The organism is Paenibacillus sp. FSL P2-0089, from assembly GCF_038595095.1.
GTDB lineage: Bacteria > Bacillota > Bacilli > Paenibacillales > Paenibacillaceae > Paenibacillus_AQ > Paenibacillus_AQ silagei.
In genome coordinates this window covers 2,551,845-2,567,369 of the sequence record NZ_CP152006.1, presented here as the reverse complement: position 1 = coordinate 2,567,369, position 15,525 = coordinate 2,551,845, and the positions used below count along the sequence as shown (strand labels likewise).

The 15,525-nt window shown below is 54.7% G+C and carries 10 protein-coding genes; 2 read left to right on the top strand and 8 right to left on the bottom strand.

Features of this window, described 5'->3' with window-relative positions; all coding sequences use genetic code 11:
* Window positions 1-10 precede the first annotated feature (10 nt).
* Window positions 11-1,612 (bottom strand): response regulator, encoded by a 1,602-nt coding sequence (locus NST69_RS10355; RefSeq protein WP_342549184.1) that lies wholly within the window; start codon window positions 1,610-1,612, stop codon window positions 11-13.
* 78 nt (window positions 1,613-1,690) lie between these two features.
* Window positions 1,691-3,505, bottom strand: coding sequence for a family 43 glycosylhydrolase (locus tag NST69_RS10350; RefSeq protein WP_342549182.1), 1,815 nt, complete (start codon window positions 3,503-3,505; stop codon window positions 1,691-1,693).
* A 171-nt stretch (window positions 3,506-3,676) separates the two neighbouring features.
* Between NST69_RS10350 and NST69_RS10345 the strand changes: the two genes are divergently transcribed.
* Window positions 3,677-4,450 (top strand): AraC family transcriptional regulator, encoded by a 774-nt coding sequence (locus tag NST69_RS10345; RefSeq protein ID WP_036724936.1) that lies wholly within the window; start codon window positions 3,677-3,679, stop codon window positions 4,448-4,450.
* A 598-nt stretch (window positions 4,451-5,048) separates the two neighbouring features.
* Here the strand turns inward: NST69_RS10345 and NST69_RS10340 are convergent.
* The gene (locus tag NST69_RS10340; protein ID WP_340979171.1) at window positions 5,049-7,031 is read right to left on the bottom strand and encodes a glycoside hydrolase family 31 protein; all 1,983 of its coding nucleotides are present in this window, start codon (window positions 7,029-7,031) and stop codon (window positions 5,049-5,051) included.
* A 125-nt stretch (window positions 7,032-7,156) separates the two neighbouring features.
* Between NST69_RS10340 and NST69_RS10335 the strand changes: the two genes are divergently transcribed.
* Window positions 7,157-8,047, top strand: coding sequence for an AraC family transcriptional regulator (locus NST69_RS10335; protein ID WP_036724938.1), 891 nt, complete (start codon window positions 7,157-7,159; stop codon window positions 8,045-8,047).
* On the opposite strand, the gene NST69_RS10330 is transcribed toward NST69_RS10335, so the two are convergent.
* From NST69_RS10330 to NST69_RS10310, 5 genes are all read right to left on the bottom strand, one after another.
* Window positions 8,044-9,558, bottom strand: coding sequence for a glycoside hydrolase 43 family protein (locus NST69_RS10330; RefSeq protein WP_342549180.1), 1,515 nt, complete (start codon window positions 9,556-9,558; stop codon window positions 8,044-8,046). The genes NST69_RS10335 and NST69_RS10330 overlap by 4 nt on opposite strands.
* 18 nt (window positions 9,559-9,576) lie before the next feature.
* Window positions 9,577-11,010 carry a glycoside hydrolase family 43 protein gene (locus tag NST69_RS10325; protein WP_342549179.1) on the bottom strand — a complete coding sequence of 478 codons (1,434 nt, stop codon included), beginning with the start codon at window positions 11,008-11,010 and terminating at the stop codon, window positions 9,577-9,579.
* A gap of 45 nt (window positions 11,011-11,055) precedes the next feature.
* On the bottom strand, window positions 11,056-12,075 hold the full coding sequence (locus NST69_RS10320; protein ID WP_036724941.1) for an endo-1,4-beta-xylanase: 1,020 nt from the start codon (window positions 12,073-12,075) through the stop codon (window positions 11,056-11,058).
* 116 nt (window positions 12,076-12,191) lie between these two features.
* Window positions 12,192-13,712 carry a response regulator gene (locus tag NST69_RS10315; RefSeq protein WP_342549177.1) on the bottom strand — a complete coding sequence of 507 codons (1,521 nt, stop codon included), beginning with the start codon at window positions 13,710-13,712 and terminating at the stop codon, window positions 12,192-12,194.
* Window positions 13,705-15,513 (bottom strand): histidine kinase, encoded by a 1,809-nt coding sequence (locus NST69_RS10310; RefSeq protein ID WP_342549176.1) that lies wholly within the window; start codon window positions 15,511-15,513, stop codon window positions 13,705-13,707. Before NST69_RS10310 ends, NST69_RS10315 begins: the two co-directional genes overlap by 8 nt.
* Between the last annotated feature and the right edge of the window lie 12 nt (window positions 15,514-15,525).

Sequence of the window (15,525 nt, the reverse complement as noted above, 5' to 3'; positions counted from 1 at the left end):
CCTCCTGGCATTAACGGTTGCCCGTCCGGTTTCTATATTCTGTAGGCGTTCTCTGCTCCAGCTTCTCGAACTGGGTGACGAAATAATCGGCATTCTTGAATCCGACCTGCTCGGCGATTTCATAGATCCGCAGATCGGTCTGCCGCAGCAGCTTCTTGGCCTCGGTGATACGCAGCTGGAGCAGATAGTCATTGAAGTACATGCCGTAATTCTTCTTGAACACCTGGCCAAGATAGGCTGAGTTCATATAGAACTGGCCTGCGATCTGCTTGAGGTTCAGGTTCTCATGGAAGTTCCGGTCCACATAGCACTTGATCCGGTACAGCCCGCTGCTGCCGTAGCTCTGGTACAGCTCTTGAATCCGCTCCGCCGCTTCCAGCGCAAAGGCTTCGAACAAGGACCTCAGCTCCGCAAGGGTGATGTTATGATCCGGCCAGTTCATCATCGGGACAAGGCTCGCCAGCTGCTTCTCATCCCCCTCCATGCTCCGTATAGTATGCAGCACACTATGGACGCATTGAATGGCTACGGCCTTCATCGCTTCCCGGGAGACCAGCTTCTCCTGAAATTCTGCGAACAGCTTACCGATCCCGCCCATGATCTCCGTGTGCTTACCCTCCTCAATCGCTTCAATCAGCGCCTGAAACCCCCTACTACTGGCATGGATGTAGTTCAGGGACAGACCGGCAATATCAGAGGACAGCAGAATCGGCTGGGCAGGCCGGACATATTTGTACTCCACAGTCTGCTTGGCCGAGGTATACGAATGCTTCAGTTCCTGAAGCGTGCTCACCGGTCTGCCCGCATACGCTTGAACCTGCAAGGGATAACGCTGATAGAGCTTGCTCAGACAATCCTCCAGGAAGCTGCGCAGCTCCCCTTCATGGTTCGCCAGATAATGTTCCGGCACAATGAAGCCGAAGAACCTCCGGTGCTCATAGATAATAGGCGTCTCTGCTGTGAACTGCTGCACCGCCTGCCGGATCGCCTCCTTCAGCTCCGCCTTCCCGGGCATGGACTGCCCGCTCCAGGGGAACACATTGTTCACCTCCAGCAGCACATAGGTGAACTGGCGGGACCCCGCCTCTATCCACTGCTGCTCCCAGGCGTCAAGCACTTCATCCGCCGCTTCCCCCCGGATCAGCGCCTCCACCCGCTTCACTCCCTCATGAATGCTCAGCCGGTCCTGGAGCTGCTTGCGCGCAGTGAATAAATCGCGGAACTTATGAAGCGCTTTCACAATTTCGTGCTCATTAATCGGCTTCAGCACATAGTCCAGCACGCCATACCGGACCGCCTGCTGGGCATACCGGAAATCGTTATATCCGCTGATAATGATAAATTCCGTTCCAAGCTGCTCCTCGGTCACCGCCTCAATCAGCCCGATGCCATCCAGGACCGGCATGCGGATATCGGTGATTACGAGCTGCGGCCGCTTGGCCCGGATCAGCTCCAGCGCATCTTCCCCGTTGTCCGCCTCATCCACTATCCGGAATCCGCTGCCCTCCCAGTCAATCATTCCGATCAGGCCCTTGCGGACAAACAGCTCATCATCGACAATAATGATCCCGTACACTTCAGCATCCACTCCTCCGGTAAGATCGTGAAACAAAGGGAATCCCCGGCCTAAGTAAACGGTCAAGGATTCCCCGATGATAAGGAATATTATAGAGTTAGGCGGGCCCGTAGTCTAGCCTACGATGACTTCCATGGATACCTGCTTCAGGCCCGGATTCAGGTCCTTCTCCTCGGTAAGATCCAGAACTGGAGCACCATCAATGTCAAAATGCACACGGCGCAGGCCGGAGCTGCGCGGTCCCTCGATTCCCGGTCTGGCGTGGTAGGCGTTCCAGATGACCCCGTCCTCGTCCATCACATAGGAATTATGGCCCGGCCCGTATTCTCCCGGCACGCTTCTGGAGGTCAGCAGCGGATAATTGCCCTTGGTCCAGCTCTTAATATCCAACAAATCCGCCCCCTTGTCTGCGGTCAGCAGACCGACCACATAAGTAGCATCCACCGCTGCACTGGCAAAAGTCACGTACAGCTTATCATCGGTATACAGAGCAAACGGACCTTCATCCACGAACGTATGGTTATTGGCCCAGCCGTAATCCGGCCGGGTCAACAGCACCGGATCACTCGTCAGCCTCCACGGCTCCTGCGGGTCAATGGTGGCGATATAGACCCAGGCTCCAAGATCCACCGGCAGGAATTGGCGCTCCGACCATGCCGCATAGAGTTTGCCGTTCCAGCGGATGACGGTCATATCCAGCGAGATTGTTTTGCCTGCTTCGCACAGATAGCTGCCGTCCTTCTTCACTACCCGGCGGGGCCTGGACCAGTCCGCAGCATTCATGGGATTTCCGCCGGGGCTCAGCTTCATCACATGCGACTCTTCGTGGAAGAATTCCCCTGGCGTTGCGGCATGGAAAATATACAACTCGTCTTCAATGATATGGAGTTCCGGTGCCCACAGCAGGCCGCCAATCTCTTCATACGTGGAGGAATCGAGGATCAGGGCTTCCTCGGCAGTTACCAGCCCAGGAATCGTATCGGCTTCCCTCATATACAACGTATGTTCCTTATCCGCATCATTAGTCGCAATGAAATAATATTTCCCCCTCCACTCTGCAATGCAAGGGTCCGCACGGTTAAGTGCAACCGGGAATGGAAAGTGATCCTGATGGATCTTCCCGGAGATGCTATAGGTTCCGGCCTTGTCCCAGTTGATGGCATCCGTGTTCCAATGGACTTTTTTGACAGCCTGCGTTCCATCACTATATAGGGCCGTTGCCCGGACCCCCTTCACATCCTCCACCGATGCCGCATTCACACGGTCCGGTACTACGACAGCAATGTTCTCCGGTACCGTAAGCTTACAGAAAAGTCTGCGGGCTATCCCGGGGGAGACAGCGATCCTATTACGCGGCTGGATTCCCTCGATATCAGTCTGCACCGCTTCCAGCGTGAACGGCTCCGCTTCCACCGGTGCTGAGACATTCGTAAGGCTCATAATGTCGGCGGTGAAATTCTCATAGCCCTGACCCTGCCCGTCGATCCAGCGGATCAGGTAACCTCTCTGCTCCGGGTCATAGGTGCAGGAGACATCGCTTACATGAGTGTCCGCCTTAAGCTCCAGCAGTCCAATCTCACTGTATTGCAGCAGATCGGCCGAAGTGAATAGCAGTACCTTGCCCTTGCTTTGGTCATCCGCTTCACCGTCTGCCTCGGTGCGCACGGCAAGGACGCCGAAATTCCCGTCTGCCAAGTAAAAGAGATACGGCTGCTTCAGGCTTTTGGCCCGGAGCGTCCCATCCTCATTCTCCGTCGCCTTGGCGAACAGGACACCTGAGTTATGATTCAATGCCTGATACTGGCCCCTCTCCGTCTTGTAAGCCAGGTGCATACTGTAAGCCAGCTTCGATGCATACACGATATCCTCCTGCGGCAGTCTTGTATAGCAAAGGATATCTTTCCGATCCTCGTTTTGTTGTGGTATCATGGATTCATAACCTTCCTTCATATTGATAATTACTAATAACAATAATCACGCACTGTTCGGTTAACCTTAGAATTCACTCTTATATCCACTACAAATTATAGAGATTCACCGAAATTCTAACAATGATATTTACTGACCATTAATTGATCTATCCGCAGAAAGGAGAAGCCCATGCCCACAATTCATTACGTGGAATACGATGCCGCACATCCGGCCAATTTCGTCTACAGTATCCCCGAAGGACTGGACGCCTGGCTTCTTGTCCTGACCCAGACTCCGGCGGTGTTCGAAGTGGACGGTGAATTGAAGGAATTTCCCGCTCACTCTGTCGCTCTGTATCCTCCAGGGCACAACATCTATTACCGCGCCTGCTCCCGGAGGTATGTCAACGACTGGGTCCGTTTCGATGCGGATGAATCGTATATCACCGAAAGCGTCCTGCCGCTGGGCAGCCCGTTCTCCCTGCCCGACCCCGGGTATTGCCATCAGCTGTTCCAGCTGCTGTCGCTGGAGAACTCGTTCCAGAACGATTACCGGGAGTTGTCCATTGACTACCTGTTCCGCCTCTTGTTCAACAAGCTGTCCGAAGCGTCCCAGGACAAGCTGACGCCGCAGTATTATAATCTGCTGGAGCTGCGCAAGACGCTGTACAGCAATCCGGGCCACCCTTGGACTGTATCCTCGATGGCCGGGTATCTGCACATCAGCACCGGCTACCTCCAGACCATCTACAAATCCGCCTTCGGCATCTCCTGCATGGAGGATGTCATCCAATGCCGGATTCGGCTGGCCAAGGAGAAGCTGGGCTTCGGCCAGCATAAAATCGCCGAGATCGCCGCCCTCTGCGGCTACGCCAATGTCGAGCATTTCTGCCGCCAGTTCCGCCAACTGACCGGCTTCTCCCCCCGCGCCTACCGGGAGCGGTTGGCTTCCAAGCAACATTAATAATTATATAAATTGAACTAATGGTTTTTATGTTTTGGGATTGCCGTGACTCCAGAGAAGTTTTGGACTTCCGGCCGCTGTTGTATTTGAATTTCCTGAATAAAACCGCTCTTAGCGGTAGAAATCCAAATACAAAGGCGGTCGCTACCGCTCCTCCAGTTCCAAAATTCCCCTCCGCCACTTTTCCCTTAACTTAAGTTTTTAGTTCAATCTATATAGTTGGAAAAAAGTATCTTAATTGTGATCATTCGCAGCATCTGAAGGAAATAGTTGGATAAACGTCATTTAAATTCAAGGATTCCCTCCACTTTGAATGTTCCGCTTCAGATTAAGTGCTGTTTTTCCATCTGCTCTCTGGCTAGCGCTCCTCCGTTCCTTAACACGTGGATAATTTCCAACTAATCCTAGTTAGAGGCATGGCAAAACCCTTGCCAAGGCTGTTTCTAGCTTGTATACCCCCCAATAATGCTTTACTTTTCGCTATCTACCTTCGCCCACGCCCATTGTGTTCGGTTTTTTGCTTACATTCGGCCCACATAACAGAGCAGCGACCCTCCACTATCAGGAGAATCGCTGCTCTATTTAACTATTTTCTGCCTTACTCCTCAGTCCCGCCAAGCACAGGCAACTCGGCACCGTCCCGCACAAACAGCGGAATCTGCGTAAGCGGCGCATCGACCATAATAGCCTGTCCGCCAGCATAGGCAGTGCCGGTATAGACATGAGTCCACTCTGAGCCGGACGGCAGGTACACCTTACGCGCCCGTTCACCCTCGCCCAGCACCGGGGCGACCAGCAGATCGGGACCGAACATATACTGGTCTTCGATATCCCAGGCCGCCGGGTCCTGAGGGAAATCATAGAACAATGGACGCATAGGCGGCGTGCCCTTCTCATGTGCCGCCTGCATCAGCCCGCGGATATACGGCTTCAGCCGCTCCCGCATCTGCATGAACTCCTTGAAGATGACATACGCCTCATCCCCGTAGCTCCACACTTCATTATCCGAGCCGCTTCCGCATACGCCCCCGCCCCGCGTTCCGGTGGGCTGAACAAAAGGGGAACGGTCCCCGTGCAGCCTGAATACCGGAGAGAATGCGCCGTACTGGAACCAGCGGACCATCAGCTCCCGGAAGGAGGCATCTGCCGGATTGCCCCCATGGAAGCCGCCGATGTCGGTGGTCCACCATGGAATCCCGGCCACGGCCATATTCAGTCCGGCCCGCACCTGAATGCTGAGCACCTTGAAGCTGGAGTGAATATCTCCGGACCATACGAGCGCCCCGTAGCGCTGGCTGCCCGCCCAGGCGGTACGGACCAGATTGATGATATTCTCCTGGCCTTCAGCCGCCATGCCGTCATAGAAGGTCTGGCTGTATTTCATGGGGTAAATATTGCCGATCTGCTTGCTCGAGCCGATATGATAACGGTAGATATCATGGTCATAGACCGTCAGCTCCGGCTCCGCCTCATCGAGCCAGAAGACCTTGATCCCTTTATCATAATAATTCTGCTTAATCAGTCCCCACAGGAACTTGCGGGCCTCCGGATTCGTCGCATCGAAGATCGCATTCTGGCCGAGGAACTGGAATTGCGTCCGCACCCCGCGGTCCGAGCGCAACAGGTACCCTTTCTCCAGCATCTCCTTATAATTCTCGCTCTCCGTCTGGACCGTCGGCCAGACCGAGACCATCAGCTCAATGCCCAGCTCCTGCAGCTCCTGCACCATCGCCTCAGGATCGGGCCAATATTCCGGGTCAAACCGCCAGTCCCCCTGATTCGTCCAGTGGAAGAAATCAATGACGATGACGTCGATCGGCAGACCCCGCCGTTTATGCTCCCTCGCCACCTCCAGCAATTCCTCCTGCGTACGGTAGCGGAGCTTGCATTGCCAGAACCCCATGCCATACTCCGGCATCATCGGCACGGTTCCCGTAGCCTTGGCATATGCCTCCTCGATCTCGGCAGGCGAGTCACCGGCAGTGATCCAATAATCCAGCTGCTTGGTGGACGGGGCTGTCCATTCGGTCACATTCAGGCTGAAATGCGCCTGTCCGATCGCCGGATTATGCCACAGGAACCCGTAACCGGCGCTGGACAGCACGAATGGAATGCTAATCTGGCTGTTGCGGTGGGTCAGCTCCAGCGAGCAGCCCTTCAGGTTCAGGAAGGAGTGCTGATACTGCCCCATGCCATACAGCTTCTCTAGCGGGTCCGCCTCCAGCCGGAGCTTCACGGAGAAGTCACTGCTGCCGGGGATGGCGCTTAGCTCTCTGCCCCCGTATTTTAACTGATAGGTATCCTCCGTCTCGTTAAGAAGCAGCTTGCCATGCTGGTTATAGAAGAAGATCTGTCCCTTATCTGTTATTTCCGCCCGGATATTCCCGTTCACAATCGTCGCACGTTCTGGGGTAATCGATATATGACTCAGCGTCTGCACAGCAGGCAGAAGTGCCCACTGCTCATCGGTAATCTCCGCATACGAAGCCCGGATACGCAGCGAATGCTCTCCCCAAGGCTCTATCCAGACTCTCTCATGGTCATATTCTCTGATTAGTCTGCCATTCTCTTCACGAAACATAGCGCGATCCCTCCAACAGTTCTATAATAAGGTTGCAACCACATTATAAAGAGTGCAAAGCCGCTATACTATACATAAAAGTACGCATCTATCATACGATATTACGATTGTGTGGAGGGAATAAGATGAGTGGAGCGTTCGAGGACAAGCCGTATCCATGGAAAAAAGAGCACACTGAAATTCCCGAGGGCCTGTTTCCCATCAATGTATTTCATATCTGCTTTCCGGACCGCAGTATTATTCCGCCTCACTGGCATGACCATCTCGAATGGATTCTCGTGACCAAGGGCCGCTTCCGCGTCCAGGTCGGCCCCCACTCCAGAGAGCTGGTGCAGGGTGAGCTTGCCTTCGTCAGCCGTCCGCAGATTCATGCGGCCTACCCGACAGAGGATGGCAGTGAGCTGTATGCGGTTGTCTACAACGAAGCGCTGCTGAACGGTATACGGGACCTGACTGAGCTTCAGCATATCCGGCCGCTCCTCTCCGGTGAGATCCGGCTGCCCGCCTTCTATGGGGCGGACCAGCCGGTTACCCGCCAGATCAGAGGATGCATTGAACAGATTATTTACAGCTACCAGAGCAAGAGCCCCGGGTATGAATTATGTATCAAAGGCGGCCTGTTCTCTTCCCTGGGTCTAGCTTATCCCCTGGCAGAGTTCACAGCACCGCCTTCCAAAAGAGACCGGCAGGAGACGGGCATCCAGCCCCTGCTGATTCACCTTAGCAACCATTTCCATGAACCGCTGACTGTGGAGGAGGCCGCACGGATCTGCTGTGTGACCCCCAACTACTTTTGCCATCTGTTCAAAAAGAATACCGGTAAGACCTTAATCGAATATGTGAACATGCTGCGGGTGCATGAGGCCAGCCGCTTGCTCCAGCTTCGCCGGCATTCGATTCAGGAGGTGGCCTTCCGGGTCGGATTCACGGGCCTGACGTATTTCGGAAGAATATTCAAACAGCATACATCGATGACACCCAGCGAATATGCTTCCCATTTCCAGACCCGGGCTTAATCCTCTCTGTGATAACGGAAATAATCGAAATCGGCATAGCCGCCGGTCTGCCGGGTCGCATAATTGAACAAGCCGATCCGGTAGCCCATGAAATGATCCAGCGAATATTTCATATGCAGAGTCCCGCCAATAGGCTTCCAGGCCGCCCCATCTGCCGAATAGAAGAAATGGGCCTGGTCCACGCTGTCCTCGAAATTGAAGTCGATTCTGAGATATAGCCTGCTGCCGGTGAAGGGAATACTTTCCACCTCCTGCGGGCAGCCGTCACCGCTGTTGACACACATACTCAGGTTGAACCCGCCCTGTTCCAAAGCGGCAGCCTCAACCGTCCCATACCCGTTCTGCAGGGCAACCATCCCTGCCCTGTCGCCGGTCTGCATCCCTGAGAGATCCAGCAGGGTCTCCGCGCTGCACGCCGGACCCTCCGTCCGCTGGGTCAGCGTATTGCGCGCCCGCAGGATGCTGTCTGCTGTACGTCCGGCGCGCAGCCGCAGATAACCCGGCCGCTCGGTGAGCGACCATAGACCGTTGTCAGGATTATGGTTCCACTGCCAGTTCAGCGCCAGCCGGTCGCTGGTATAATCGAACTCATCGCTGATCACCAGCGGCTTCGGCTCACCCGCAGGAAGCTTCGTCTGGAACATTTTAGGTGCTGCACCATTCTCCCCGATTACCGGCCAATCCTGCTCCCAGCTTACGGGAAGAACGCAGGGAATCCGTCCGACAGCCCCATGATCCTGGAACAGCACCGCGTACCAGTCGCCATCCGGCGTATCGACAATGCCGCCTTGCGCGATCCCGTTGTTGAAATACCCCAGATCGTCATCCAGCACAACCTTCCACTCGTAAGGACCGAGCAGTTCACGGGAACGGTAGCATAGCTGGCGTCTGCGCTGATTGCCGGTTCTCGGCCATTCGATGAAGAACAGATAATAATAACCGTTCCGCTTATGCGCATGACAGCCTTCAATCCGCAGACCGATGTCTTCCCGCTCGCCCTCCAGCAGCAGCTGATCGGCTCCGCCGGGCTTCAGCGCACTCAGATCCTCCGTCAACTCCTTGATGCGGATGTCCCCGTTGCCATAGATTACATAATTGCGGTTATCTTCATCCAGCAGCAGAGCCGGGTCATGATGGAGTCCGGGAATAACCGAACGTTCCCAGGGTCCATGCTCAATATCTGTAGTCTGGTAGATATAGAACCGGTCCGTGTCATTGGAGGAGAAGCATACGTAGTAGATTCCGTTCTTGCACCGCAGCGAGGCAGCCCAGGAACCGCCGCCGTAAATGCCTTCGCCGTCCTCCAGCCTGAAGGCCGGAGTGTCCTCGAAGGTATCAAAGACGTAACTGACAATCTCCCAGTCCTTCAGATTCACCGATTTCATAATCGGGCAGCCCGGCATGGAGTGCATGCTGGTGCTGACCATATAGAACACAGGGCCGACCCGGATGACATCCACATCCGGGACATCTGCCCATATCACTGGATTGGTAATTCTGGCTGTATTCAATGTTCTGCCCCCTTTAAGTTAGTGTTCTTGTGCAGTGAACTGCCAAGCGGCCAGCTTGAACAGGCTCTTATCGCTCTCTCCTGTGAACACCAGATAGAGGTTGTAAACTCCCTCTGCTCCCTGGACCTCTGTCTTCAATTCTACCCATTCCTGCGAGCCGTCCGCCGCCGGAACCGTCAGTCTGCCGATAACCGGACCCGCTGGCTCATCCAAATGCAGCTCCAGCACGCCGCCCGCTTCCAGGCTCAGGACCGAGACTTGGAACGACTCAGCTCCGCTGCCGAAGTCTACCCCGGAAAGTCCGATCCAGCCGCCCTGCTCCACATCCGTGACCGCCTGAACTCCGCCCTTGGCCAGGTATTCTGTCTTCACCCCTGCGCTCCAGCCCATCGTTGCCGCCGAAATCCGTTCATACGGATTCAACGTTGCAAGCTGCTGCACACCTTCGTAATCCGCATGAATCTCGGGAATGGACCCGTCCTCATGATGAGTCAGGCGGTTAAGATGGGTGGAGCGGTAGCCGTTCGCAATCCCTTGGGCCTTGGACAAGGTCTGGGCGTGATAAGCTATATACCAGCTGTCATGGAACTGGAAGACCGCATGATGGTTATTCCCGGATACGCCGAAGAAATGTCCCGGATTCTTCAGGATCGTCCCCTGATAAGTCCATGGACCCATTGGGCTGCTGCTCGTCATATACGCGATCTCTCCCGCAGGAGGGCTGCCTTCCGGCCGTTCCCCGTCATAAAAGTTCGAGCAGTAGGTATAATAGTAGACTCCATTCCACTTATGGATTCCGGCATCCTCGAACATGAACGGGGCCGGAATCACTGCCGCTGTACCCGCCACACTGGTCATGTCCTCACCCAGCGGCATTACCCGTGCTGTGCCCGGCTCGGCGAACTGTCCTTCCGGAACGCCGCCTCCGAAGTAGATATACCCCTTGCCGTCGTCGTCCAACAGCACTGCCGGGTCGAACAGCCAGGTCACATCCTCTACCCCAGGAGTGGAGCGCAGAATCAGTGCCTCCCCGATCGGGTCCACCCATGGACCCACCGGACTGTCACTCGACAGAACGCCGATGCCGCTGGCATTATTGGCGAAGTAGAGGAAGAACTTGTCCTTACCGTCAATTACGGTATGAAGTGCTGCCGGTGCCCAGGACTGGGTTGCCCATTTCGCTGCACCCTCCGGTCCGGCTACAGCTATCGGACCATGATCGGTCCAGTTCACCAGGTCAGCGGACGAGATTACGGTAATCGTATTAATGCTGCTGTAGGAGTTCTCCTTCACCACACCGTTCTCATCATACTCCAGCGCATCATTGGTCATGTACAGATAGACTCTGTCCCCGAATACCAGGGCATAAGGATCGGCTCCGTATCTGTGTGCCACCAGCGGATTGCCATTTGGCTGTACCTTGCCGGCAGCCTGCTTCAATTGAGTTGTCATTGGATTCCCTCCAGAAATGATATGGTGTCCAGCTTGGGACGAATATTAAGATTGCGAAGCCGCCAGCTCGGCCAGCCGGGCGAATGAAGCCTTCGGCTGCTTCTGCTCATCGAACAGGAACGGCCAGTTCTTGCGTCCCCGGACGGGGAAGCCGTCCAGCCAGGTGTAGTCATCGGCCACGCCCCAGAAGGTCACCGAGTCAATGGAGTCTCTGAATTCCAGCAAAAGGGCGAAGATCTCGGCATAACGCTCCTCCTGAAGCTTCAGCATTTCAGCTGTTGGCGCTTTCAAATCCGTGCGCTTGTCGTCATGACGGAACACGGAGAGGTCCAGCTCCGTAATATGGATCTTAAGCCCCAGCGACGCGTAGAGCTTAAGAGCACTACGGATTTCCTCAATGGAAGGGCCGTAGATATTCCAATGTCCCTGCATTCCGATCCCGTGAATCGGCGTATTCTGATCCAGCAGGCTGCGCACGAGCTTGTAGATTTTGCCGCTTTTGACAGGATCGGTCTCATTATAGTCGTTGTAGAACAACAGCGCATCAGGATCTGCCTGATGTGCCATTTCAAAGGCCTGACGGAGATAATCCTCGCCGATGATCTCAAGCCACCGCGTATCCCGCAGATACTGGTCTGTTTTATCCTCAATCGCTTCATTCACTACATCCCAGGCATAGGCCCGTCCCCGGTAACGGCCCACTACCGTGTTAATGTGGGTCTGCAGGCGGGCAAGCAGCTGCTCTCTGCTGCAGGCTCCGCCTTCCGCTTCCTTGAACATCCAGTCTCCGGTCTGGTTATGCCACAGAAGCGTATGCCCCCGGACGCCGATTCCATGTGCCTCTGCGAATTCAAAGATACGGTCCGCAGCATCGAAGGTATAGCTCCCTTCCTCCGGCTGAACCTCTACCGGCTTCATTTCATTCTCGGCTGTAATGCTGTTGTAATGCTTGGCAATGAATGAACCCTGAGCAGATATAATGCCGGTACTGACGGCAGCCCCTATCTTGAAGGCCTCCCGGAACATCTCATGTAATGCAGGAATTTCGCTGCTGGCTTGCTTCATCTTTTCTAACCTCCATTGAATAGCAATTTTTGGACAGCTATCTCTATCATAACGTATTTGAATGCGTTTACCATCACCATAGTAAAGACTTGGACCCTAATAAATAAATGGATACCCTAGCCTTGTTCAGATTGGGCCTGTGCCCGGAACTGAACGGGCTTCAGCGCCGTCCGTTTCTCGAACTCTCTTAAGAAATGGTGATAGTGTACGTAACCGATGCTCTCCACAATGCTTCTGACCGTGTCCTGAGTGTCGATCAGCCGCTTCTTGGCTGCTTCGATCCGCAAATTATGAATGTACTCCAGAATGCTGATGCCGTGCTTTTTGATGAAGGCCTGGCCCAGATACACCGGATTGATATAGAAATGCTCTGCAATCTCTTTCACCGTCAGATGCTCCGGATAATGATCCCGCAGGAAGCATTCCACGCGGGTCAGCGGGTGCTCGGAGTTACGCTCCTTGTGCTGGCGGATATAGTTCATACTGGTGGAGAGCGCTGTCTCCAGGGTGACCTGCAGAGCTTCCAGGGACCTCGGCTCGGTTCTGAAAAAATCAAGCGTGCCGATCCACTGATCGTCCGCGCCTCCAAATTCCTTTAGCAGCTCCATGCTCCGCAGCATGATATCCATACCCGTCATCTGGACGACTCCCGGATCTATCCGATTCTCCTTGAACCCGCGGAACAATTCGCCCAGCTTCTCCGCTGCCTTATGCTCATGCAGCCGCTCCACTGCGCTGATGATCTCCTCAATCAGCTCTGCGGAAGGCAGCGTGTAATTAACCTGGCCCTCGGCTTCACTGGCCGAATCCACCGGACCGCACCCGTCCGAATAGAAGTAGTGGCGGGCCGCAGCGTCTGCCGCTTCGCGGTAGGAGACCGGCAGCTCGCGGAGGGACCGCACACTTGGCCCGATGCTGACCGAGCCCTTTACTCCGCTGCGGGTCAGCCCGGCGTATAGCTGCTCCGCCAGCCCTGCCGCCGCCCCCGAGCTCTCCACGACCAGCCCGGCCTGATCCCCGGGCAGATCAATGAGCATCGCACCGGCCGGTCCGGCAAGCTCCCGGCACAGCTCCGTAATCCGGCTGCTATTGCCCTCCACATGCACATACGTCCACCCAGTGGCCGCCTCATCCAGGCGGTCCATCTGCTCAGCAGCTTCCTCATCCGGCTCTGCCCAGTGTCCCTCAAGCATGCGCGCAATGGCAAGCGGCAGCAGACGGCTGGACAGCATACTCTGCTGCATGGTCTGCTTAAGGCGCAGCTCCAGCTCATCCGTAATGTCCGTAAGCACCTTATCCCATTCCGCATCCATAACCGGCTTCAGCAGGTAATGCCTCACCCCGTAACGGATGGCTGTTCTGGCATATTCAAATTCGCCGTAGCCGCTGAGCACAATGAAGACCGGCTGCTCCATATCAAGGCTGCGTACGCGCCGGATCAGCTCAAGCCCGTCAATCTCGGGCATGCGGATATCCGTAATCACAAGATCCGGCGAGCTGCGGATAACGGCAGCCAGTGCTTCCTCCCCGTTCTCACAGGCGCCGCATACCTCGAAGCCCAGTTCCTCCCAGTCGGTCAGCGTCCGCAGCCCCTCTAAGGCAATGGTCTCATCATCTGCGAGCACTACTTTATACATGAGCTCCCTCCCCCATCGGAACCAGACTCAAATCCTCGGGAATCTGGATAGTAATGACCGTACGTTCGTATTCGGTGCTCTCAATACTGAATTCGGCTCTGCCGTTATAGTACAGCATGAGGCGTTTATACACATTGCGGAGGCCAACATTCTGTCCCGTATCCTCTTCTGTCTCCAGATGGGACCTGATCCATTCCAGCTTCTCCTTCTCGATTCCTTTGCCATTATCAGTCACCACAATCAGCAGACCTGTCTCATTCCGTGAAGCGGACACGTGAATTTCCCTTGCCCATTTGACCGATTGCAGGCCATGCTTGCAGGAATTCTCCACCAGAGCCTGTATACTCATCTTGGGAATGCGGCAGTTCAGCACCTCAGGCGCAATATCCAGCACATAAGAGAAGCGGTTCTGGAAGCGGAACTTCTCAATCTGCAGATACATCTCGATGAAGGATACCTCCTCCTCCACCGTAATCAGATCATCCTTCCAGCTCAGCAGCCTGCGCATAATCAGGGCCAGATTCCTAATGACATCGGTAACCTGCTCATATTTATACTTCTTACAGATGACCAGGATCGCATTCAGCGTATTAAAAAGGAAATGAGGGTCTACCTGACTCTCCAGATATTTCAGCTCCGCCCGCACCCGTTCCAGCTCCAGATCCTTCTTCTGGATCTCCAGCTTGTAGACATCATTGATCAGATTGCGGATTTTGCCGGTCATCAGATTGAAGCTGCGGATCAGACCGCCGATCTCATCCTTCCCCTCATACATATCAATGCTCTCGAATTGTTCATATTTGACCAGCTTCATATGCTTGTAGAGCAGCCGTACCCGCAGATTGTAGGAGCGTATAATCACGATCATGAGCAGAGTGGGAAGGATGATCGTCAGCAGAACCAGAATCAGCGAGTTCCTGAGCGCACGGTCCATCTCATGGCTGATCTTACGCCCTTCCGGCGTTCCGACCAGCCGCCAGCCCTTGGTATAGGCCGCACTGCTAAGCGCCCGGACAATCTGCTTGGAAGGCTGGTCAAGACTGGTGTCCACATTCAGCAAGGCACTCGCATCCAGCGAGGAGAAGGAACGGTTCGAGTCCAGCACAACCCGGTTCTTCTCGTCCAGCAGCTTGAAATCCAGATAGTCACGTTCCTTCTGGAACAGCTCCTGTACATTGTTCAGCCGCAGATCAATCCTCAGATATTTCGTGTAGGGCTGGCCCGTGAAGTTATCCAGCTTGCGGATCAGGCTGACCAGCACCTCCTGCTGCGGCGGATTCAGCGGGTCGGTTCCCTGATAAGAAGTGAGCAGCACCTTACCTGTGCTGCTTGAGATTTTGCGGTACCATTCACTCTGCTTATCCGCGTACGACAGAATGAAGTAGCTGTTGCCGTTCTGGATGGTCGGATTAGAGGTGTATATGCCCATCCACGAAATATAGGAGTGGAGCGTGCTGTACTGCCGCAGCTTATCCTTCAGAGAATCATTATAGGCATCATAATAAGCCTCATTATCCGGGTAGGCGTAATCCATCATCTCCATGTAAGGCCGGTCCGCAGCCACCGTATTGCTGATCGCCAAGCATTCGTTCACGATCTGCATCAGGTCATAGGCCACCCGGTCTACCGAAATCTCCAGATTCTCCCTCTCCCGTGCCTCCACATTACGGCTGATCTGCACATAAAAGAGGGCATTGATGCTAAGTATGGGGACGAGCACACACAGTAAGTAGATAAACAAAAACTTGTATTTAAGCGGAATATCATTGATGAAGGCAGATGGCTTCCGGTTATTCTTCATGCACGCCCCCTC

Coding starts and splice junctions, on each gene's coding strand:
- NST69_RS10320 (WP_036724941.1), bottom strand. CDS start 12,075: ATGAAGCAAGCCAGCAGCGAAATTCCTGCATTACATGAGATGTTCCGG.
- NST69_RS10325 (WP_342549179.1), bottom strand. CDS start 11,010: ATGACAACTCAATTGAAGCAGGCTGCCGGCAAGGTACAGCCAAATGGC.
- NST69_RS10310 (WP_342549176.1), bottom strand. CDS start 15,513: ATGAAGAATAACCGGAAGCCATCTGCCTTCATCAATGATATTCCGCTT.
- NST69_RS10350 (WP_342549182.1), bottom strand. CDS start 3,505: ATGATACCACAACAAAACGAGGATCGGAAAGATATCCTTTGCTATACA.
- NST69_RS10315 (WP_342549177.1), bottom strand. CDS start 13,712: ATGTATAAAGTAGTGCTCGCAGATGATGAGACCATTGCCTTAGAGGGG.
- NST69_RS10340 (WP_340979171.1), bottom strand. CDS start 7,031: ATGTTTCGTGAAGAGAATGGCAGACTAATCAGAGAATATGACCATGAG.
- NST69_RS10345 (WP_036724936.1), top strand. CDS start 3,677: ATGCCCACAATTCATTACGTGGAATACGATGCCGCACATCCGGCCAAT.
- NST69_RS10335 (WP_036724938.1), top strand. CDS start 7,157: ATGAGTGGAGCGTTCGAGGACAAGCCGTATCCATGGAAAAAAGAGCAC.